At 70.3% G+C, this 20,135-nt stretch carries 22 protein-coding genes and 1 pseudogene; 9 read left to right on the top strand and 14 right to left on the bottom strand.

Annotated features, from left to right (window positions below):
- Positions 1–54: 54 nt before the first annotated feature.
- The 3 genes from ACFVYS_RS30560 to ACFVYS_RS30550 are packed head-to-tail and all read right to left on the bottom strand — an operon-like array spanning position 55 to position 2,713.
- Positions 55–1,029, bottom strand: a complete 975-nt coding sequence (locus ACFVYS_RS30560) for a hypothetical protein (protein ID WP_389507237.1) — start codon at positions 1,027–1,029, stop codon at positions 55–57.
- Positions 1,026–1,925, bottom strand: coding sequence for a hypothetical protein (locus ACFVYS_RS30555; RefSeq protein WP_389507235.1), 900 nt, complete (start codon positions 1,923–1,925; stop codon positions 1,026–1,028). The genes ACFVYS_RS30560 and ACFVYS_RS30555 overlap by 4 nt, the downstream gene beginning before the upstream one ends.
- Positions 1,922–2,713 (bottom strand): hypothetical protein, encoded by a 792-nt coding sequence (locus ACFVYS_RS30550; RefSeq protein WP_389507234.1) that lies wholly within the window; start codon positions 2,711–2,713, stop codon positions 1,922–1,924. The genes ACFVYS_RS30555 and ACFVYS_RS30550 overlap by 4 nt, the downstream gene beginning before the upstream one ends.
- Positions 2,714–2,854: 141 nt before the next feature.
- On the opposite strand from ACFVYS_RS30550, the gene ACFVYS_RS30545 reads away from it, so the two are divergent.
- Positions 2,855–3,217: a DsrE family protein gene (locus tag ACFVYS_RS30545; RefSeq protein WP_389507232.1), complete on the top strand. Its 363-nt coding sequence runs from the start codon at positions 2,855–2,857 to the stop codon at positions 3,215–3,217.
- 43 nt (positions 3,218–3,260) lie between these two features.
- Here the strand turns inward: ACFVYS_RS30545 and ACFVYS_RS30540 are convergent, their stop codons facing one another.
- The 8 genes from ACFVYS_RS30540 to ACFVYS_RS30505 all read right to left on the bottom strand — a co-directional run bounded on the left by ACFVYS_RS30540 (position 3,261) and on the right by ACFVYS_RS30505 (position 8,711).
- Complete coding sequence (locus ACFVYS_RS30540; protein WP_389507230.1) at positions 3,261–3,521, bottom strand: DUF3099 domain-containing protein; 261 nt, start codon at positions 3,519–3,521, stop codon at positions 3,261–3,263.
- Between the two features lie 89 nt (positions 3,522–3,610).
- Positions 3,611–3,898, bottom strand: a complete 288-nt coding sequence (locus ACFVYS_RS30535) for a DUF1416 domain-containing protein (RefSeq protein ID WP_010351646.1) — start codon at positions 3,896–3,898, stop codon at positions 3,611–3,613.
- A 39-nt stretch (positions 3,899–3,937) separates the two neighbouring features.
- The gene (locus ACFVYS_RS30530; RefSeq protein ID WP_020130363.1) at positions 3,938–4,777 is read right to left on the bottom strand and encodes a sulfurtransferase; all 840 of its coding nucleotides are present in this window, start codon (positions 4,775–4,777) and stop codon (positions 3,938–3,940) included.
- 136 nt (positions 4,778–4,913) lie between these two features.
- A complete protein-coding gene (locus tag ACFVYS_RS30525) occupies positions 4,914–4,994 on the bottom strand; it encodes a putative leader peptide (protein ID WP_351007875.1) in 81 nt (26 codons plus the stop codon).
- A 235-nt stretch (positions 4,995–5,229) separates the two neighbouring features.
- Complete coding sequence (locus ACFVYS_RS30520; protein WP_389507228.1) at positions 5,230–5,967, bottom strand: DUF2993 domain-containing protein; 738 nt, start codon at positions 5,965–5,967, stop codon at positions 5,230–5,232.
- Positions 5,968–6,096: 129 nt separating this feature from the next.
- The gene (locus tag ACFVYS_RS30515; RefSeq protein ID WP_389507226.1) at positions 6,097–7,578 is read right to left on the bottom strand and encodes a hypothetical protein; all 1,482 of its coding nucleotides are present in this window, start codon (positions 7,576–7,578) and stop codon (positions 6,097–6,099) included.
- Between the two features lies 1 nt (position 7,579).
- Positions 7,580–7,834 (bottom strand): MoaD/ThiS family protein, encoded by a 255-nt coding sequence (locus ACFVYS_RS30510; protein ID WP_020130366.1) that lies wholly within the window; start codon positions 7,832–7,834, stop codon positions 7,580–7,582.
- A gap of 37 nt (positions 7,835–7,871) precedes the next feature.
- Positions 7,872–8,711, bottom strand: coding sequence for an alpha/beta hydrolase family protein (locus ACFVYS_RS30505; RefSeq protein ID WP_389507224.1), 840 nt, complete (start codon positions 8,709–8,711; stop codon positions 7,872–7,874).
- A gap of 203 nt (positions 8,712–8,914) precedes the next feature.
- On the opposite strand from ACFVYS_RS30505, the gene ACFVYS_RS30500 reads away from it, so the two are divergent.
- The 8 genes and pseudogenes from ACFVYS_RS30500 (at position 8,915) to ACFVYS_RS30465 (ending at position 17,572) form a co-directional block, all read left to right on the top strand.
- Entirely contained in the window at positions 8,915–9,703 is a 789-nt protein-coding gene (locus ACFVYS_RS30500; protein WP_389507222.1) for a winged-helix domain-containing protein, read from the top strand.
- Positions 9,704–9,808: 105 nt separating this feature from the next.
- The gene (locus ACFVYS_RS30495) at positions 9,809–10,831 is read left to right on the top strand and encodes a LacI family DNA-binding transcriptional regulator (protein ID WP_389507220.1); all 1,023 of its coding nucleotides are present in this window, start codon (positions 9,809–9,811) and stop codon (positions 10,829–10,831) included.
- 165 nt (positions 10,832–10,996) lie between these two features.
- Positions 10,997–12,232 carry a S1C family serine protease gene (locus ACFVYS_RS30490; RefSeq protein WP_389507218.1) on the top strand — a complete coding sequence of 412 codons (1,236 nt, stop codon included), beginning with the start codon at positions 10,997–10,999 and terminating at the stop codon, positions 12,230–12,232.
- A 29-nt stretch (positions 12,233–12,261) separates the two neighbouring features.
- The gene (locus tag ACFVYS_RS30485) at positions 12,262–12,471 is read left to right on the top strand and encodes a hypothetical protein (protein ID WP_351766760.1); all 210 of its coding nucleotides are present in this window, start codon (positions 12,262–12,264) and stop codon (positions 12,469–12,471) included.
- 117 nt (positions 12,472–12,588) lie between these two features.
- The gene (locus tag ACFVYS_RS30480) at positions 12,589–13,326 is read left to right on the top strand and encodes a response regulator transcription factor (protein WP_054243830.1); all 738 of its coding nucleotides are present in this window, start codon (positions 12,589–12,591) and stop codon (positions 13,324–13,326) included.
- Positions 13,323–14,786, top strand: a complete 1,464-nt coding sequence (locus ACFVYS_RS30475) for an ATP-binding protein (protein ID WP_389507215.1) — start codon at positions 13,323–13,325, stop codon at positions 14,784–14,786. Before ACFVYS_RS30480 ends, ACFVYS_RS30475 begins: the two co-directional genes overlap by 4 nt.
- Positions 14,787–14,899: 113 nt before the next feature.
- Positions 14,900–16,999: a pectinesterase family protein gene (locus tag ACFVYS_RS30470; protein ID WP_389507214.1), complete on the top strand. Its 2,100-nt coding sequence runs from the start codon at positions 14,900–14,902 to the stop codon at positions 16,997–16,999.
- Positions 17,000–17,106: 107 nt separating this feature from the next.
- Positions 17,107–17,572 (top strand): annotated as a pseudogene (locus ACFVYS_RS30465) (winged-helix domain-containing protein).
- A gap of 69 nt (positions 17,573–17,641) precedes the next feature.
- Here ACFVYS_RS30465 and ACFVYS_RS30460 read toward each other — a convergent pair.
- From ACFVYS_RS30460 to ACFVYS_RS30450, 3 genes are all read right to left on the bottom strand, one after another.
- Positions 17,642–19,435 (bottom strand): ABC transporter ATP-binding protein, encoded by a 1,794-nt coding sequence (locus ACFVYS_RS30460; RefSeq protein ID WP_389507212.1) that lies wholly within the window; start codon positions 19,433–19,435, stop codon positions 17,642–17,644.
- A gap of 92 nt (positions 19,436–19,527) precedes the next feature.
- Complete coding sequence (locus ACFVYS_RS30455; protein ID WP_389507210.1) at positions 19,528–19,662, bottom strand: hypothetical protein; 135 nt, start codon at positions 19,660–19,662, stop codon at positions 19,528–19,530.
- 90 nt (positions 19,663–19,752) lie between these two features.
- Positions 19,753–19,887 (bottom strand): hypothetical protein, encoded by a 135-nt coding sequence (locus ACFVYS_RS30450; protein ID WP_389507208.1) that lies wholly within the window; start codon positions 19,885–19,887, stop codon positions 19,753–19,755.
- Positions 19,888–20,135: the final 248 nt, after the last annotated feature.

Below are 20,135 nucleotides of genomic sequence, written 5' to 3'. Positions count from 1 at the left end.
CCAGCTTACGCGGCCGGGGACCGGCCCTCCGTGTGAGGTACTCCCTCTCGGGGGTCAGCCCAGCAACTGGCTCTGCAGGGTGACGGTCTGCTGGAAGGGAACGGCCTCGGCGGTGCCCTTACGGGACTGGAGGACGACGGCGACGACGTCACCCGCGCGGAGGTAGGCCTGCCGCAACTGCTCCGCGCCGTACGGCTTCACCTCGTCGTAGGAGTACCGCATGACGCTCATGCTGTCGAAGTCGGCGGCGGTCGGGTACTTGTCGTCGAACTCCGCCTCGGCGGCGCCGCGCACGGCGTGCAGAGGGGCGCCGTAGGTGGTGAGCTCGCCGTAGACGTCGTCGGCCACCGTCCCCGTGTCGAACTGGAGCAGGTAGACACGGGTGCCGGTGCCGTCCGGGGTGGTCCAGCCACGGGCCGCGATGTGCCGCAGGCCGTAGTCGATGAGCAGCTGGCCGACGTCGTCCCGGTCCTCCTTCGACTCGAACACGTTCAGGAAGTCCTTCGTCGGCAGCCAGCCGTCGGCGCCGCGCAGCGTCTTGTCGTCCGTCGCCCCCTCGGGCGCGGGCAGCAGCAGCGCGCGCAGGTCCGCGTAGTGGGCCTGCGCCCAGTTCTTGGTGTCGAACGGGCGGGGGCTGCCCGAGGGCAGCGGCGGCCTGGTGATCTCCGGGTACGCCCAGCGGCCGTCCGACTCGGTGGCGAGACCGGGTACGTCCGTGCGCTCCATGCCCGTGATCCCGTACGCCGTCCCGGCCCCGAGCGCGGCGAACACGGTGACGACGGCGGTCCAGCGCAGCACGGCCCGCAGGACTCGTCGATCCTTCGGAGCGACGGGGCCGCCCTGGGATGCGGCCGGGTCCTGGGGTGCGGCGGGGTCCTGCGGTGCGGCGGGCGTTTCTGCGGCCGGGAGCCCTTCCGTGGTGTCCGGCTCGGCGGCGCTCCGCTCGGCGACCTGCGTCCCGACGGAGGGCTCGGCGGCCGCCTCGTCGGTCGGCGCGGCGGTGGCCGGCGTCTGCTGTTGGTCGGTCATACGGCCTGTCCCGTGTCGTCGATGCGGTCGAGTTGTGCGGTGAAGAACTTGGCGACGAACTTCGCGTCGAGCACACCGGGGGCGTTCGCGGTGACGCTGACCAGCACGTCTCCCACATAGGCGGTGCAGAGCGCGAAGCCCAGCTCCTCGTCCTTGTCCTTGGGCGTCAGGAAGCACTGGGCGTCCTTGTTGCCCGCGATCTTCGGGCCCTTGCGGAAGACGTCCGTGGCGGCGATGAAGCCGTTGACGGACGTCGCCGCCTCACGCACGGCGGTGCGGTTCTCCATCCGCGACAAGTTGACGTCGAAAGTGATCGCGTCCGTGGTGTTGTAGTCCGACCGCCCGACGACGTAGCTGCGCATCGCCACGCCCTTGATGCGCTCCTTGTCGATCAGCTTCTCCAGCTGCCGGCGCGACTTGCTGGGCAGGTCCTTGATGGACTCCTTGCGCATGGCGGTGGCCTGCGCTCCGCTGAACTCGGCGTCCGCGCCGAACTCACCGAGGTCGGGACCGCGCTCGAAGCCGTCGGTGCCGTAGGGCACGAGCAGGGCGCTCAGTCCCGCCGTACCGTCCTGCGCGGTCTTCTCGTCGGCTTGGGCCGGCGGCGCGAACTTCCACGTCGGCTTGCCGGGGGCGCGGTCGGCGTCCTGGACGGTCACCACGGTGTAGCCGACACCGCCGACGAGCGCGCACGCCAGCAGCGCGGCTCCGGCCACGGTGGCGATACGACCGGGGCGGAGGACCCTGCGGGCGGGCTTCACGACGCCGGGCTCTGCGCCGCCGCCCCCGATGGCCTCGGGATCCGCGGGGTTCACGGGACTGTCGGGGCTGTCGGGGCTGTCGGGGTGCACGGGGCCGTCGGCATTCTCGGGGTTGAATTCCGGGTTCTCGCTCACAGCTTTCCCACCTGCCGCTGGGCCAGGTCCATGATCTTCGCCTTGGAGATCGGCTTGCTGTCGTAGACCTGGATCTCCACGCAGATGTCACCGCGCCAGGCGTAGGCCTCGGCCGTGTACATCGGGAGGTAGCCCGCCTCCTCCTCGGGTGTGTCGTGCACGTACGCCGTCCCGTTGCCGTCCCCCGTGCCGGGGATGGGCCAACTGCGGGTGTCGTCCTCGTCCTCGGCCCAGTAGCCGCCGCTCTCGGCCCACTCGGACGCGGCGGCCTTGCTCTCCTGGTGGAACTGCACGAGGGCGATCTCGACGTTGTACGACTCGCCCACGCGCCACGAGACCATGGCCGCGCGGCGGAACTCGTCGTCGACGAGGTTGTTGAACGTGGCGCCCGGTCGCGTGTACTCCTGCGCGTACGTGGACAGATCCGCCCAGCCGTCGCTGTCCACCGCGAGGTCGGCGTCCTTGGCCCCCTTGGGACGGGTGATCAGCAGCTTGCGCAGATCGCCGTCCGTCTTGACCCGCCGGTCCTGCGCCGCCGACAGCGGCTCGACCTCGCCCTTGCCCTGCGCGAGCACGGGCTGGGAGAGCGGCGGCAGCGCGGTCGGCTCGCGGTCGGCCTGGACCAGGAAACCGGCGCAGGCGCCGGCGACGACACCGAGCACGGCGGCTCCGGCGATCATCAAGGTCGTACGGCCGCGACGACGGCGGAGGCGCGGCAGGGGCGGCTCAGCCGCAACGGACGCGCCCGCCTCGCCGTCCGCGGCCCCGTCTGCCTCGACAGACCCCACCGCGCCTACTACCTCTTCGGCCCTTTCTGGACCTTCCACAACATCCCCCTCAGAAGCGTGAAGCGCGTACTCCGTCTCGCGCTGCACAGGAGACCCATGGTCAACACAAGCAGTTGTAGTTGAGTTGATTACGATTCAGGCATGGCGAAGAAGCTCGTGATCAAGGTGACGGCGGGCGCGGACGCGCCCGAGCGGTGCTCCCAGGCGTTCACGGTCGCGGCCGTCGCCGTGGCCAGTGGGGTCGAGGTCTCGCTGTGGCTGACCGGGGAGTCCGCCTGGTTCGCGCTGCCGGGCCGGGCCGCCGAGTTCGAGCTGCCGCACGCGGCCCCGCTGCCCGGCCTGCTCGACTCGATCCTGGCCGGTGGGCGCCTCACCCTGTGCACCCAGTGCGCGGCCCGCCGGGACATCACGGAGAAGGACGTCATCGAGGGCGTACGGATCGCGGGAGCGCAGGTGTTCGTGCAGGAGGCGATGACCGACGGCGTCCAGGCGCTCGTCTACTAGAACGGGCCGCAGGACAGGCTGCCGGGCAGGCCTCGACGGGCACCTACGGGCGGCGTTTCTTGCCGTCCAGCTCGTCCCACCACTCGTCGGACTTCGCGTCGCCGGAGGGGTCGTCCCACCAGCGGTCCTCGGGACCGCGCCGGTTGGCGACCATCGCGGCGAGCGGCGGGATGAGCATGGCCACCACGCACATGCCCACGGCCACCGGGACCGACCAGAGGCGCACGACCGCCCACGCCAGGACGAAGAGACCGATGCAGGTCCCCATCATGGCGAAGTAGACGTGCCGCCGCCGTGCGTACATACCTCCAGCGTAGGTCCGCGCACGCCGAAGGGCCGCACCCCCGGTGTCCAACCCGCGGGGTGCGGCCCTTCAGTGGTTCACGGTGTCGTTCAGACCGCGATCGCGACCTCCGCGAGGCCGCCCTGCTGGGCGACGACCGTGCGGTCGGCGGTGGCGCCGGGAACGAGGGCGCGAACGGTCCAGGTGCCCTCGGCCGCGTAGAAGCGGAACTGTCCGGTGGCGGAGGTCGGGACCTCCGCGGTGAACTCGCCGGTCGAGTCCAGCAGACGGACGTAGCCCGTCACCGGCTCGCCGTCCCGGGTCACCTGACCCTGGATCGTGGTCTCACCGGGCTTGATCGTCGAGGCGTCCGGGCCGCCGGCCTTCGCTCCACACATGTGCTTCTCCTGAGGTCGTTCAGGTCGGTCTTCGGATGGTTACTTGTTGGCGCCGAGCTCGATCGGGACGCCGACGAGGGAGCCGTACTCGGTCCAGGAGCCGTCGTAGTTCTTGACGTTCTCCACGCCCAGCAGCTCGTGCAGCACGAACCAGGTCAGGGCCGAGCGCTCGCCGATGCGGCAGTACGCGATGGTGTCCTTGGCCAGGTCGACCTGCTCGTCGGCGTAGAGCTCCTTGAGCTCGTCGTCCGACTTGAAGGTGCCGTCGTCGTTGGCGTTCTTCGACCACGGGATGTTGCGGGCGGACGGGACGTGGCCCGGGCGCTGCGACTGCTCCTGCGGCAGGTGGGCCGGCGCGAGCAGCTTGCCGCTGAACTCGTCGGGCGACCGGACGTCGACCAGGTTCTGCGAGCCGATGGCCGCCACGACGTCGTCGCGGAAGGCGCGGATGGACTTGTTCTGCGGCTTGGCCTGGTACGAGGTCTCGGGGCGCTCGGGCACCTCTTCGACCAGCTCGCGGGCGTCGAGCTCCCACTTCTTGCGGCCACCGTCGAGAAGCTTGACGTTGTCGTGGCCGTAGAGCTTGAAGTACCAGTAGGCGTAGGACGCGAACCAGTTGTTGTTGCCGCCGTAGAGGATCACCAGCGTGTCGTTGGCGATGCCCTTGGCCGACAGGAGCTTCTCGAAGCCCTCCTGGTCGACGAAGTCACGACGGACCGGGTCCTGGAGGTCCTTGGTCCAGTCGATCCGGATGGCGTTCCGGATGTGGTTCTTCTCGTACGCGGACGTGTCCTCGTCGACCTCGACGATGGCGATGTCGGCGTTGTCGAGGTTGGCCTCGACCCAGTCGGCGTCGACCAGGACGTCACTGCGGCTCATGCTCGTTCTCCTCCGGGGCAGTTGCGGCGGGGGTGTGCAAGAAAGAGGGTGCGCGGCCGGGTCTCGCCGGCGGCCGGCGCACGGATGCCCTCGAACGAGGGCGCCGGGAGGCGCGGAAGGCCGGCGGCGCTTCCGCTCAGAAAGTGCGACAGAGCATGGCGGCGACGCGGCACAGGTCTACTGCCCGCCGCTTCGTGAGATCCGCCTGTCGCTGCATCATGTCGACGATCGTAGGGACGGACAGGTGGGCATGTCACCAGCGTGCCGAATGGTGAGACGCGATCGTCCGGATAATGGGACAGAAAAAGCGCCCGGGCCGTTGCGGTACGGCTTCCGGGCGCTTGTGTCCGTCGTCACCTCTGCGGTACGGACGGCGGTGTCTCGCCTGTCGGACACTCACCGTCCATCAGAGGTCGATCCACGGTTCGTCGGGGGTCCGTCGGGGGTCAGCCCTACCCGGCCAGCCTGACGTTCGAACCCTTCACCGAGATGTCCACACCGTTCGTCCCCGCCTGGACCTTGTCGAGCTTGATCCCGCCGGGCAGGTCGTCGATCTTCTGCTGGAAGTCGGTGATCGAGCGCACCTCGCTCTCGGCGGCCTGGACCCCGCCGAAGCTGGGCAGCGAGTCGGCGTGCACGCGGACGGTGTCGCCCTCGACGGTGACCGTGCTGAGGACGTACACGGGCTGCGGCAGCTTGGTGCCGAGGACGGTGGCCTCGACGGCGACCTTGATCTTGCCGTTGCCGCCGTCGGAGAGGCCGACCACGTTGGCGGTGACACCCTGCATGACCTGCGTCGGCTCGGACTTCGCCGTCTTCAGCAGCTCGGCGTAGGTGATGGACGCGGTGCCGGTGGCGCTGGAGGCGGTGGCGGAGCTGTAGTCGCCGGAGAACTCGACGCCCTTCATGTCCGCCTGGAGGTCCTCGATACGGATCGACTGACCGCTCGTGCCGGTCGCCGCCTCGTAGTCCTTCATGCCGACCTCGACGTCGTCCAGCGAGCCGCCGACGACCTGGGTGAGGAACGGGAAGCCCTTGATGGACACGTCCGGGGTGGTGGCGAGGCCCTCGTTGGCCTTCAGCTTGTCGGCCACCTCACCCTCCGCGAAGTTCACGGCCAGGCGGTCCGCGAGCACGAACAGGCCGCCCAGGACCACGACGACGACCAGCAGTATTCGAAGCGCACGCATGCGGTAGTTCCCCCACCCGGATGGCCTGAACGGTTCATTGACAACGGTTCAAGGTAACCCGCACGGAAGGGGCACCGGCGATTTGTCGATCACCTGTGACAGACCATCACCGCTCTTTACCCCTTACCCCTACGCCAGCGCCCGCCCGAGCACATAGACCGCGGGCGCGGCCGCGGCCAGCGGCAGGGCCACGCCCGCCGTGAGGTGGACGAAGCGGGAGGGGTAGTCGTAGCTCGCGACCCGGTGGCCGACGAGCGCGCAGACCGCCGCGCCCGCGCCGAGCAGCGCGCCCTTGGCGCCGAGGCCGGTCATCCCGCCGACCGCGATGCCCGCGCCCGCCGCGGCGAGCAGCGCCACCACGACGGAGGCCGGGGTGGGCAGCGGCAGCGCCCGGGCCAGGACGGCCACCGCCACCGCGGCCGTGCCGACCGTCACCGCGTCCGGCTCGGCGCCGAGATGCCCGGTTGCCAGGACGGCCAGCGCGGAGGAGGCGACGGTCGCCATCAGTCCGTACATACGTTCGTCGGGGTCGGCGTGCGAGCGCAGCTGGAGCACCAGACAGAGCAGGACCCAGACGCCGAGGGTGCCGAAGATCGCGGCGGGCGCGTTCTCCCGGCCCGCCGCGAGAAGCGCCGCGTCCGACACCAGTGCGCCCAGGAAGGCGAGCGCGATGCCCTGGCGGGCCGGCCACATGCCGTTCAGCCGGAACCAGCCCGCCGCGGTGACGGCCTGGAGCGCGACGAGCGGGACGAGGAGGGCGTACGAGCCGATGGCCGCCGCGCCGGAGAGGAGCAGACCGAGGACCGCGGTGAGCGCGGCGGGCTGCATCCCCGGCTCGATGATCGGCGAACGTCCTTCCAGGCGGGCCCGCTGGGCGTCGGTGACACGGGCGTTGCCGGCCAGGGTGGCGGGGCCGTAGGTCATGCCGGTATCTCCGGTCGCGGGTTCCGGCACGGGGACGGAAGCAAGGGGGGCGGCGGGCGCCGAGGACGGAGGGGAGGCCTGCTGCGGTGCCGCGGTCTGCCAGTTCCCCGCCTGGGCGTGGTTCTGCGCCGGGGAGTGGCCGTGCGGCTGCGCGTGATGCTGCGGCTGGGCGTGGCTCTGCGGCTGGGCGTGGCTCTGCGGCTGTCCGTGGTTCTGCGGCTGTCCGTGGTTCTCCGGCGGCAGGGGCGTGCCCGCCGCGGGGCCGCCGCCGTACGCCGGGCCGTTGCCGTACCCGGAGGCCTCGTCGTACCCGGAGGCCTCGTCGTACCCGGAGGTGTTTCCGTACCCGGAGGCCTCGTCGTACCCGGGAGCGTTGCCGTAGGCGGGCTGCGGGCTGCCGTGGATCGGCGCCTCGCCGGTCTGCGGGGGCAGATAGGCGGTCGGGGCCGGGTCGGCCGGGGTGACCGGCGCCTGGACGCTCGTCTCCCAGGTCTGGCCCTGCCACTGCTGCGTGTGCTGGAGGTGGGCCTGCGGGTCCTCGTACCCCTGCTGCTGCCCCGGCCAGGCCTGCTGCTGAGCGTGCTGGGGCTGATGAGCCTGCTGGGGCTGCTGCTGGGCGTACGGGTCGTAACCCTCGTAGCCCTCGTACCCCTCATAGCCCTGATGGTCGTACGGCTGGTCGGTCATCTCACCCTCCTGCGAACGGCGGGAGCACCTCGACCGTGCCGCCGTCGGCCAGCCGTACCGTCTCATGTTCGCGGGTGCCCACGGGGTCACCGTCGACGAGGAACGAGCATCGCTGCAGGACACGCACGAGTTCACCGGGGTGTCGCGCACGTGCGGCGTCGAGTGCCTCGGCGAGTGTGGCCGCGTCGTGCGGCTCCTCGGCGACCCCGGCCGCGGCCTTGGCGGCCGCCCAGTAGCGCACCGTGACCTTGGGCATCAGGTTCCTCAATCAATCGGCTGTGTACACGGTCAGGCTAGCCCGCCCGCGCGACCGCCCAGTCCCCGATACGGGCCAGCAGGCCGTCGTCGGCCGCGTGCTCGGCGTGGCCCATGCCGTGCTCCAGCCAGAGTTCGCCGTGCCCGTCGGCCGCCTCGGCCAGCATCCGGGGGTGGTCCAGGGGGAAATAGCCGTCCTGATCGCCGTGCACGATGAGCAAGGGGGTCGGCGCGATCTTCGGGACCGCCTCGACCGGGGACAGCGGGACGGGGTTCCACTCCCGGCGATGGATACGGGTGCGGAAGCCGTAGCGGCCGACCAGGCGGCCCTCGGGGCGGGTGACCATCCAGTGCAGCCGGCGCATCGGGGCCGTGCCGCGGTAGTACCAGCGGGCGGGGGCGCTCACGGAGACGACGGCGTCCACCGTCCCCTCGTACAGCGCCGCGTGCCGCAGCACCACCGAGCCGCCCATCGAGAAGCCGACGGTCACCACGCGCGCGTGCCCGAGCGAACGGGCCCACTCCACGACGGCGGCCAGGTCGAGGACCTCGCGGTCGCCGACCGTCGAGTGTCCGCCGGAGCGGCCGTGGCCCCGGAAGGAGAAGGTGACGACGGCTCCGCACCGGGCGAGGGCGGACGCCACGCGCCGCACGTGCGGGCGGTCCACGTCCCCGGTGAATCCGTGGGCGACGACGAACACCGGGTGACGGGTGGATGGCGCGGAGGCGTCGTATACGGCCGCACCCGGTTCGTATACGGAATCGACGGCAATCCCGTCGGCGGTGGGCAGAAACGTCCGCAATGGTGCGTGCGTGCCCGTCTCGGAATACGGACGAACGGTGGAACGTGCCACATGACCTGCCGGACCGCTGCTCATGTGGGCTATTCTGCTGGACAGAGGACTCGGGCAGCGTAGCCCCCGGGTCCTTTTGTGCTTTCGGAAGCGTTGTATACGAAATGGGAACCGGGCGGGAAACGCCAGGTGACCGCAGGTGTACGGCCCCTTCGGGATCGCAGAGCAGTGCCGCAAGACCCGCAGTGCCGCAATGTCCTCGCAGGGACCGAGGAGGAACCGGACGTATGAGTTCTCTGCTGCTCCTGACCAACGCTCTCCAGCCGTCGACGGAGGTGCTTCCGGCTCTCGGACTGCTGCTGCACAACGTGCGGGTGGCCCCGGCCGAGGGCCCCGCGCTCGTCGACACCCCAGGTGCCGACGTCATCCTCATCGACGGCCGCCGCGACCTGCCCCAGGTCCGCAGCCTCTGCCAGCTGCTGCGCTCCACCGGACCCGGCTGTCCGCTCATCCTGGTCGTGACCGAGGGCGGCCTCGCCGCCGTCACCGCCGACTGGGGCATCGACGACGTACTGCTGGACACCGCAGGACCGGCCGAGGTCGAGGCCCGGCTGCGGCTGGCCATGGGCCGCCAGCAGATCGTCAACGACGACTCCCCGATGGAGATCCGCAACGGCGACCTGTCGGTCGACGAGGCGACCTACAGCGCGAAGCTGAAGGGGCGGGTCCTGGACCTCACCTTCAAGGAGTTCGAGCTCCTGAAGTACCTGGCCCAGCACCCGGGCCGGGTGTTCACCCGCGCCCAGCTGCTCCAGGAGGTCTGGGGCTACGACTACTTCGGCGGCACCCGGACCGTCGACGTCCACGTACGACGCCTGCGGGCCAAGCTCGGCCCCGAGCACGAGTCGCTGATCGGAACCGTCCGGAACGTCGGTTATCGATTCGTTACCCCTGAGAAGGGGGAGCGCGCGAGTGACGAAGCCAAGGCCAAGGCGGACCGGTCGGAGCAGTCAAAAGCGGACGATCCGGACAACGTGGCCGCCCTGGACGCCGCAGAGGTCACAGCGGAGGCGTAGTACCCGCCGGTAAGCCCGGCACCCGCTCGGGAAGGGCGCTGCCCGCGCACAGGGAAGCTCCTGTACGCCCTGCCCAGAGCGGGTCCATCCGCGTAGACTCCGCGGGTGGCCAAGGTGACTCGGGATGATGTGGCGCGACTGGCGGGGACTTCGACCGCTGTCGTCAGCTATGTCATCAACAACGGACCCCGGCCGGTCGCCCCGGCCACGCGCGAGCGTGTCCTCGCCGCCATCAAGGAGCTGGGGTACCGGCCCGACCGGGTCGCCCAGGCGATGGCGTCACGGCGCACCGACCTCATAGGCCTGATCATCCCGGACGCCCGTCAGCCCTTCTTCGGCGAGATGGCGCACGCGGTCGAGCAGGCTGCCTCCGAGCGCGGAAAGATGGTGCTGGTCGGCAACACCGACTACGTCGCCGAGCGCGAGGTCCACTATCTGCGGGCGTTCCTCGGGATGCGCGTCTCGGGCCTCATCCTCGTCAGCCACGCGCTGAACGACCTGGCGGCCGCGGAGATCGACGCCTGGGACGCTCGCGTGGTGCTGCTGCACGAACGCCCCGAGGCCATCGACGACGTCGCCGTCGTCACCGACGACCTGGGTGGCGCCCAGCTCGCCGTACGCCACCTCCTGGAGCACGGCTACGAGTACGTCGCCTGTGTCGGCGGCACCGCGGACACGCCCTCCGTCGGCGACCCGGTCTCCGACCACGTCGAGGGCTGGCGGCGCGCGATGGACGAGGCCGGCGTCAGCACCGAGGGCCGGCTCTTCGAGGCGCCGTACAACCGCTACGACGCCTACCGCGTCTCCCTGGAACTGCTGGCGGGCCCGGACCGGCCGCCGGCCGTGTTCTGTTCCACCGACGACCAGGCGATCGGCCTGCTGCGTGCGGCGCGCGAGCTGCGCATCGACGTGCCCGGCGAGCTGGCGGTCATCGGCTTCGACGACATCAAGGAAGCGGCCCTCGCCGACCCGCCCATGACAACGATCGCATCGGACCGCTCGGCGATGGCCCGGGCGGCGGTCGACCTCGTCCTGGACGACGGTCTGCGGGTCGCGGGCTCGCGGCGCGAGCGGCTGAAGGTGTTCCCGTCGCAACTGGTGGTGCGGCGGTCCTGCGGCTGCGAGTAGCCCTCCCGGCTACGCCCTCCACGAGTCGTACGAGCCCTGTATGAGACGCGTCTGAGAGGCTCCGCCCTACTGCGGGATCGCTCTTTATATCGGGCATACGAGGTTCTGGCGGGCTTCTCAGGGAGCACTCAGGGAGCTCTCATGGTCGGGCGAGAAGCTTCGTTCATGACCGAGAGCATCCGCCGCAGCGGCGAGTACGAGAACTTCGAGAACCCGTACCAGGCCCCGTACGAGGGCGCCCAGCAGCACGCCTCCGCCCCCATGGCCTCCTCCCCGGTGGACCCGGAATGGCCGCCCCCGCCGGCCTACGAGCCGGTCGCGCAGCCCGTGCAGCAGCAGTCGGTGCAGCAGCAGCCCGTGCAGCCGGTGCAGCAGTCCGCGCACCAGCCGCAGCCGGCCGTCGAGCCCACCGCGGTGTGGCAGACCCAGGCAGCGGCCGGCGGCGCCGACAACGGCGGCTACGGCGGCGGAACCGCTCTCCTCACCCCCGTGGCCTCCGAGCCCGCGCCCGACCGGAAGAAGCGGGCCCGCGGTCCTTTCGCGCTGCTCGCCGCCGTGGCGATCGTCGCGGCCGCCATAGGCGGCGGCACGGCCTACGGCATCCAGGAGCTGACCGGCAAGGACGAGGTGGTCTCCTCGTCCACCACCACCAGCGTGGTGCCCTCCAGCAAGACGGGTGACGTGGCCACCATCGCGGCGGCGGTCAGCCCGAGCGTCGTCGAGGTCAGCGCCACGCTCAGCAACGGGACTTCCACCGGCTCCGGTGTGATCATCACCAGCGGCGGCGAGATCATCACCAACAACCACGTCATCTCCGGCGCCACCTCGATCAAGGTGTCGACGAGCGACGGGAAGTCGTACACCGCCAAGGTCGTCGGCACGGACAGCAAGAAGGACCTCGCGCTCATCAAGCTGGAGAACGCGTCCGGTCTGAAGGCGGCGACCCTCGGCAACTCCGACGGCGTCAAGGTCGGCGACACGGTCGTGGCGATCGGCTCCCCCGAGGGCCTGACCGGCACCGTCACCAGCGGCATCGTCTCCGCGCTGAGCCGGGACGTGACCGTCTCGACCGACGAGAGCCAGGGCCAGAGCCAGCAGGGCCAGGGCGGCGACGGCAACTGGCCGTTCCAGTTCGGCGGCCAGCAGTTCAACGGCGACACGGGTACGTCCACGACGACGTACAAGGCGCTCCAGACGGACGCCTCACTGAACCCCGGCAACTCCGGCGGCGCGCTCATCGACGCCAGCGGCAACATCATCGGCATCAACTCCGCGATGTACTCCGCCGCGACCGACTCCTCCTCCGCCGACGCCGGCAGCGTCGGCCTCGGCTTCGCCATCCCGATCAACACCGTCAAGGCCGACCTCGCCACGCTGCGGGCCGGCGGCTCCGACAGCTGACAACCCACCACCGAGTCAGGGAGTACGTCATGATCAAGCAGGTTTCGCACACGGTGACCGGTTTCGGTGCGGCCGACCTCGGCCTGGCCCTCGACGTGGCGTACGAGCTGCACCCGCCGGTCGCGCCCACCCGCGCGCCGGAGGTGGCGGCCCCCCAGCTGATGGGTCTGCGCACCACCGCGGCCCGCCCGCACCAGCGCAAGGTGCCGCTGAACCGGCTCGCGGCCCTGCGCGGCTGATCTCACCGCAACCCGCTCTTCACGCGCACACCGGGAACCGTGCGAGGCTGAGGACACTCAGCAAGTTCAGCAGGTCCGGCCTCCCGTCGTCCCACCGCACCCGAGGAAACCACGCCCATGAGCCCCGCCGAAGGCGACCGTGACACCCAGCGCATCCTGATCGTCGACGACGAGCCGGCGGTGCGTGAAGCACTCCAGCGCAGCCTCGCCTTCGAGGGCTACGACACGCAGGTCGCCGTGGACGGCGCGGACGCGCTGGAGAAGGCGACGGCCTACCAGCCCGACCTGGTGGTGCTGGACATCCAGATGCCGCGCATGGACGGCCTCACCGCCGCGCGCCGCATCCGCGGGGCCGGCGACACCACGCCCATCCTGATGCTGACGGCCCGCGACACGGTCGGCGACCGGGTCACGGGACTCGACGCCGGGGCGGACGACTACCTGGTCAAGCCCTTCGAACTGGACGAACTGTTCGCCCGCGTACGGGCCCTGCTGCGGCGCAGCTCCTACGCGGCGGCGGCCGGAGCGGGCGCCGTGGAGGAGGACGAGGCCCTCACCTTCGCCGACCTGCGCATGGACCTCGCGACCCGCGAGGTCACCCGCGGCGGACGCCCCGTGGAACTGACCCGCACGGAGTTCACCCTCCTGGAGATGTTCATGGCACACCCGCGCCAGGTCCTCACCCGTGAGCAGATCCTGAAGGCGGTCTGGGGCTTCGACTTCGAGCCGTCGTCCAACTCGCTGGACGTGTACGTGATGTACCTGCGCCGCAAGACGGAGGCGGGCGGAGAGCCGCGCCTGGTGCACACCGTGCGGGGCGTGGGGTATGTGCTGCGACAGGGCGGGGCGGAGTGAACAGGGTCGTCCGACGGTTCCGCACCCTGCCCATCCGGGCCCGGCTGTCGATGCTCGTCGCCGCCGCCGTGGCCTTCGCGGTGGCGGCGGTCTCGGTGACCTGCTGGTTCATCGTGCAGGGGAAGTTGTACGACCAGGTCGACGAGGATCTGACGAAGTCGCGGATGAAGGGGCCGGGGCAGGCCGTCCAGATGCAGAGTGCGCTGGACAACTGCACCCAGACCCCGCAGTCGAACAACAACCCGTTCCGCAACGACCTCTACACGCAGGTACTGAAAACCGACGGGACGCCCTGCGTCATCGACGAGTCAGAGGGCTCGATCAAGGTCACCCAGGCCGACAAGGACGTGATCAAGAACGCGAGCAGCGGCAAGTCCCTCATCCGCAACGGCACCGACGAGAGCGGCGACTCGGTGCGCGTGATGACGACGCCGATCACCCTCCAGAACGCCGCGACCGGCGAGCAGTCGTACGGGGCCGTCATGGTCGCCGTTCCTCTGAAGGGCACCGAGTCCACCCTCAACGACCTCGCACTCATCCTGCTCCTCGTCTCCGGCATCGGAGTCGTGGGCGCCGGCGCCGCCGGTCTGGCTGTGGCGCGTGCGGGGCTGCGGCCGGTCGACAAGCTCACCGAAGCCGTCGAACACGTGGCCCGGACGGAGGACCTGAGCATCCGGATCCCCGTCGAGGACGAGACCGACGACGAGATCGCCCGCCTCTCCCGTTCCTTCAACTCGATGACCGCGTCCCTCGCCAACTCCCGTGAGCTCCAGCAGCAGCTGATCGCGGACGCCGGGCACGAGTTGCGCACCCCGCTCACCTCATTGCGCACCAACATCGAGCTCCTCACCCGCAGCGAGGAGACGGGCCGTCCGATCCCCCCGGCGGACCGCAAGGCGCTCCTCGCCTCGGTGAAGGCGCAGATGACCGAGCTGGCGTCACTCATCGGCGACCTCCAGGAACTGTCCCGTTCCGAGGGGCAGCGCGGCGAACGCGTGCAGGTGGTCTCGCTGGAGGACGCGGTGGAGTCAGCGCTGCGCCGGGCCCGGCTGCGCGGCCCGGAGCTGACCATCACGGCCTCGCTGGAGCCCTGGTACACCCGGGCGGAACCGGCCGCGCTGGAGCGTGCGGTGGTCAACATCCTGGACAACGCGGTGAAGTTCAGCCCCGAGGGCGGCACGATCGACGTCCGGCTGAGCCACGGGACGCTGACGGTCCGCGACCACGGCCCCGGTATCCCCACCGAGGAACTCCCGCACGTCTTCGACCGCTTCTGGCGCTCCCCCAGCGCGCGGGCCCTTCCGGGCTCGGGCCTCGGTCTCTCGATCGTCGCCCGTACCGTGGAACAGGCCGGCGGCCAGGTCGGTCTGGCCCGCGCGGACGGCGGCGGCACGGTGGCGACGGTCCGGCTGCCGGGGGCTCCGACCCCTCCGCCGGAGGACCCCGCCGTCGTCTCGTAGGAGGCGGACGGCTCTCTCCCCACGCATTTCCGTGAGTGCGGCAACCTTTCCGATCCGGGCGGCGACCCAGGAGCGCATCAACTCCCCCCGCCCCGCACGGAACGGACTGTCGTATGAGCGCGCACCGCAGCAGAGGCACCAGCAAGCCCCGGCACCGCAGGCGCGGCACCGCCCTCGCGTTCGGTGTACCCCTCGCCCTCACCGCCGCCGGCACCCTCGCCTACGGCACGGACCTCGGGCTCTTCGGCGTGGAGGCGCAGGCGAGGGCAGCGGCCGCGACCGCGGCCGCACCCGCCTGGGCGACCGCCACCGCCGACGGCTTCGCCTCCGTCAATGCCCTCGGCCAGAACGGCACTTACGGCGGCCGGGACGGCAAGACCGTCACCGTGAAGACGCTCGCCGACCTGGAGAAGTACGCGACGGCCGCCGAGCCGTACGTCATCGTCGTCGCCGCGACGATCACCATGGACCCGGTCGGGAAAGAGATCAAGGTCCAGTCGGACAAGACGATCGTGGGGTCCGGGACCGCCGGGCACATCGTCGGCGGCGGCTTCTTCCTCGGCCAGGGCGTCCACAACGTGATCATCCGGAACCTGACGATCCGGGACGCCTACCAGGGCGTCTGGAACGACAAGGAGCACGACTACGACGGCATCCAGATGGACGGCGCGCACCACGTCTGGATCGACCACAACGACATCCGGCACATGGCCGACGGGCTCATCGACAGCCGCAAGGACACCACCTACCTGACGGTCTCCTGGAACAAGCTGAGCCAGGAGAACAAGGCGTTCGGCATCGGGTGGACCGACAACGTCACCGCCGACATCACCATCCACCACAACTGGATCCGCGAGACCGAGCAGCGCAACCCGTCCACGGACAACGTCGCCCACGCGCACCTGTACAACAACTTCCTGGAGGACGTGGCGGGGACGGACATCAAGTCCTCGTACGGCAACTACTCGCGCGGCGGGACGAACATGGTCCTGGAGAACTCCTACTTCCAGGGCCTGACCAACCCCGTCGTCCGGGACGCCGGCGCCACCCTCGTCCAGCGCGGCAACGTGTTCTCCGGCACCACCGGCAAGAACGAGAGCGGCGGCACGGGCGCGGCCTGGGATCCGAGGACGTACTACGCGTACACCCTCGACAAGGCCGCGGACGTGCCCGCGCTCCTCAAGTCGGGCGCGGGACCGCGCACCTCCATCGGGACGACGGTGACCACGGCGACGGGCACCACGAAGGCGGCCGCCGCCACCACGCTCATCGTCGCCAAGGACGGCAGCGGGCAGTACACGACCGTGCAGGCCGCCGTGAACGCCGTGCCGGCCAACAACCCCGCGCGCGTCGTGATCGCCGTCAAGCCGGGCACGTACCGCGAGCTGGTCAAGGTCCCGTCCAACAAGCCGCATGTCACCATCCAGGGCACCGGCGGCAGCCGCAAGGACGCCACGATCGTCTACGACAACGCGTCCGGTACGCCGAAGCCCGACGGTTCCGGCACGTACGGCACCGGCGGCAGCGCGACCGTCGCCGTCGACGGCGACGACTTCCAGGCCCGCAACCTGACCATCTCCAACGACTTCGACGAGGCCGCGCACCAGGACATAGCCAACCAGGCGGTCGCCCTGCGCACCTCGGCCGACAAGGTGTTCCTCGACGGTGTCATCGTCAGCGGCGACCAGGACACGCTGCTGGTGGACACCGCGGCCAAGGACAAGCTGGGCCGCGTCTACATGACCAACTCCTATGTCATCGGCAACACCGACTTCATCTTCGGCCGGGCCACCGCGGTGATCGACAAGTCCGTCATCACTCTGAAGAAGCGCTGGAACGGCACCTCGGCCGGCTATGTCACGGCCCCCAGCACGGCCGCCGGCCGCAAGGGCATCCTGATCGCCAACTCGACGGTGAACGGTGACGTGTCCGACCGGAGCTTCTTCCTCGGCCGCAACTGGCACGCGGGCGGCGATGCGACCCTCGACCCGCAGACCACCGTCCGCAACACCTCCCTCAGCGCCGCGATCAAGACCACCCCCTGGTCCGACATGGGCGGCTTCTCCTGGAAGGACGACCGGTTCGCGGAGTACAAGAACACCGGTGCGGGCTCGGGCGCGGCGAGCGCCGACCGCCCCCTGCTGACCGACGCCCAGGCCGCCGCCCAGGAGGTCGCGGACTGGCTGGGCGACTGGACCCCCACGGCCTCCTGACATCCCTCTGCCGGCTCCACCACAGCCCCTCGCTCCACCGTGAGGGAATGGTGAGACGAACGGTGAAGGGGACGGCGGCGGGCGGGGGAACGGCAGAGGGAACGGGTATGGCGGGGAGGATCCTGCTGGCCGACGACGACGCGGACATCCGCGAGGGACTCGGCCGGCTGCTCCGCTTCGAGGGCTACGAGACCGTCCTCGCCGGCGACGGACGGCTCGCCCTCGACCTCGCGCTCGATCTCGTCGGAGCCCCCGGCCACGCCCCCGACCTGGTCCTGATGGACGTCACCATGCCCGGCCTGGACGGGCCGGCCGCGACCCGGCGGCGGCTCCGGGCCTCCGGCCTCCACCGTCCCGATCCTGATGATCACCGGCCGGGACGCGGTGGGCGACCGTATCGTCGCCCTCGACAACGGCGCGGACGACTGTCTGATGAAGCCGTTCGACTTCGAGCCGACGTCCAACACGCTCGACGTGTACGTCATGTACCTGCGGCGCAAGCTGGAGCGGTACGGCGAGCCCCGGCTGATCCAGACGGCCCGGGGGCTGGGGTACATGCTGCGGGTGGGGTGACGCCGGTGCGGGTGCCGCCTGTTCAGGTGTCGCCGCGCGGGCCGCGGCGCCCGTATCGCCGGTGCCGCCTCAGAGGCGCAGCACCAGCGTGTCGTCGGTGAGCCGCTTGCGTGCCGTGCTCTCCCGGGCCGGCTCCGACCACGGTTCGACCAGCCTGGTGTAGGCCGCGCAACGGGTCATCAGCTCGTCGTGCGTTCCCGCGTCCAGCAGCCGCCCCTCGTCCACGACCAGGATGCGGTCGGCGTCGCGGGCCAGGCTCAGATCGTGGGTGATCATGATCGTGGTGCGGCCCGACATGAGGCGGCGCAGGGGCTGGACGATCTGCCGGGCGGCCACCGAGTCGAGGCCGGCGGTGGGTTCGTCGAGGACGAGGACCGGGGCCGCGCGGAGCATCGCGCGGGCGATGGCGACGCGCTGGAGCTGGCCGCCGGAGAGGGCCGCGGTGCCGGGGGCGATGGGGGTGTCGTAGCCGTCGGGGAGGGCGGCGATGAACTCGTGGGCGGCGGCCGACCTGGCCGCCTGCTCGATCTCCGGGTCCGTGGCGCCCGGGCGGCCGCACGCGATGTTCTCCCGGATCGTGCCGTTGAGGACGAGGGTCTGCTGGGGGAGCAGCGCCGTGTTCTCGCGGACGAACTCCAGCGGGACGTCCGTGAGCGGGACCCCGTCCAGGCGGACGACGCCCGCGTCGGGGTCGTAGAAGCGGGTGAGGAGTTTGGAGAGGGTGGACTTGCCGGCCCCGCTCGCGCCCGTGACCAGGACCAGTTCGCCGGGGCTCACGGTGAAGGTGACGTCCCGCAGCGACTCGCGGGCCGCGTCGGGATAGCGGAACGAGACGCCGTGCAGGCTGACCCGGCCCCGGACCGGCCAGGCGGGGACGGGGACCTCCGGGTCCCGCACCGACGGCTGTGCGTCGAGGAGTTCCGCGATGCGTTCCGCGCCCGCCGTGGCCGCGGTGACCGTCAGGCCGAGCCGGCCGAGGTTGCGGACCGGCGGGTAGAGGTAGCCGATGAACGCGGCGAAGGCGAGCAGGGCGCCGAGGGTCATCCGGCCGGCCGAGATCTCCCAGACGCCCAGGCCGATCACCGACAGGACGCAGAGGGTCTCGACCACCTCGACGAACTGTTCGTACATCTCGCTCAGCCGCGCCCCGCGCACACTGGCCCGCATCCACGCGCGGGCCTCCTTGTCGAGGCGCCGTTCCTCGTCGCGGCGACGGTTGTACGCCTGGGTCAGCACGATGTTGCCCAGCGACTCCTCCACCACCGAGGTGATCGCGCCGTCGGCGACGCGTTCGTCCTGTGAGGCCTCCTTGATCCGGCCGGAGAAGCGGCGGGCGGCGAGCAGGAAGAGGGGGGCGAGGACGAAGGTGACGAGGGCCAGGTCCCAGCGGAGCCAGAGGGCCGCCGCGGCGTAGAAGACCGCGGAGAAGGCGGCGGAGATCGTGCCGACCACACCCGACACGACCAGTTGTTCGATGGCCTCGACGTCTCCCGTGAGGCGTTCCACCAGGTCGCCGCGGCGGTGCCGCTGGAAGAAGTGGGGTGGGAGGTCCTGGACGTGACCGAAGACGTTCGCGCGCAGCCGGAGGACGAAACGTTCCGCCGTCCAGGTCGCGAGCGAGTTGCCCAGATAGGCGACGAGCGCGCCGAGGGCGGCGACGCCCAGCCAGGCTCCGGCCGGACCCCAGAAGGCGGAGAGCGAGCCGGCCGCGAGGGCGTTGTCGGTGAGTTCGGCGAACAGCAGGATGGAGGCCGTCTCGGCGAGCGCGGACACCACCACGCACCCCACGATCACCAGCATCCACCCGCGGTCACCGCGGGTCAGCGGCCAGAAGCGGCGGAAGGCCTCACGGGCTTCCCTCATGTCAGCAACTCCCTCGACTCCTACGTGTACGAACGGAACGGCCGAGGCGGGGTCACCGGCTCTCACCGGTGACCCCGCCTCGTGGCGTGCCGTCAGCCCTTGTGCGCGACCGGGCGGCGCTTCGGGGTGACCTTCTTCGCGGCCCTCTTCTTGGCGACGGGCTTCGGGGCCGGGGCAGCAGCAGTCTTGCGGGCCTTCTTGACGGGGGTGATCTTGTGGAAGCTCATGGGAATTACCTCTCCATTTATCAGGTGCTGATTATGTTGGTTTTAGGCGTGGCTTATCTGTCGCAGATTTGCAACAGTTCCTACTGCACATCAGCCCTTATGGGATACCGGGCGACGCTTCGGGGTGACCTTCTTCGCGGCCCTCTTCTTGGCGACGGGCTTCGGGGCCGGGACAGCAGCGGTCTTGCGGGCCTTCTTGACCGGGGTGATCTTGTGGAAGCTCATGGCGTTCTCCGTTCGCTCTGTTCGCTTACTTCGCTTTCGCGTCGTTCGCTTTCGACATGGAAAACACTACGGGACGACGGAAGAAGAAAAAGCCAATTCCGCTTAGACCTCGATGAATTGCGGCTGAGACGAGTTTTCAGGCGGCATCGGGAACCAACCGAGAACTCACACAGGTTTTAATACGAAGAGGCGGCCCCGTCGGTGACGGGGCCACCTCGTGAACCGCTGTGCTCGCGGGTCGCTCGTGG

It is taken from the genome of Streptomyces sp. NPDC058295 (genome assembly GCF_042880655.1).
Lineage (GTDB): Bacteria > Actinomycetota > Actinomycetes > Streptomycetales > Streptomycetaceae > Streptomyces > Streptomyces coriariae.
The sequence above is the reverse complement of the archived record's forward strand: the minus strand, read 5'-3'. Positions and strand labels throughout refer to the sequence as shown.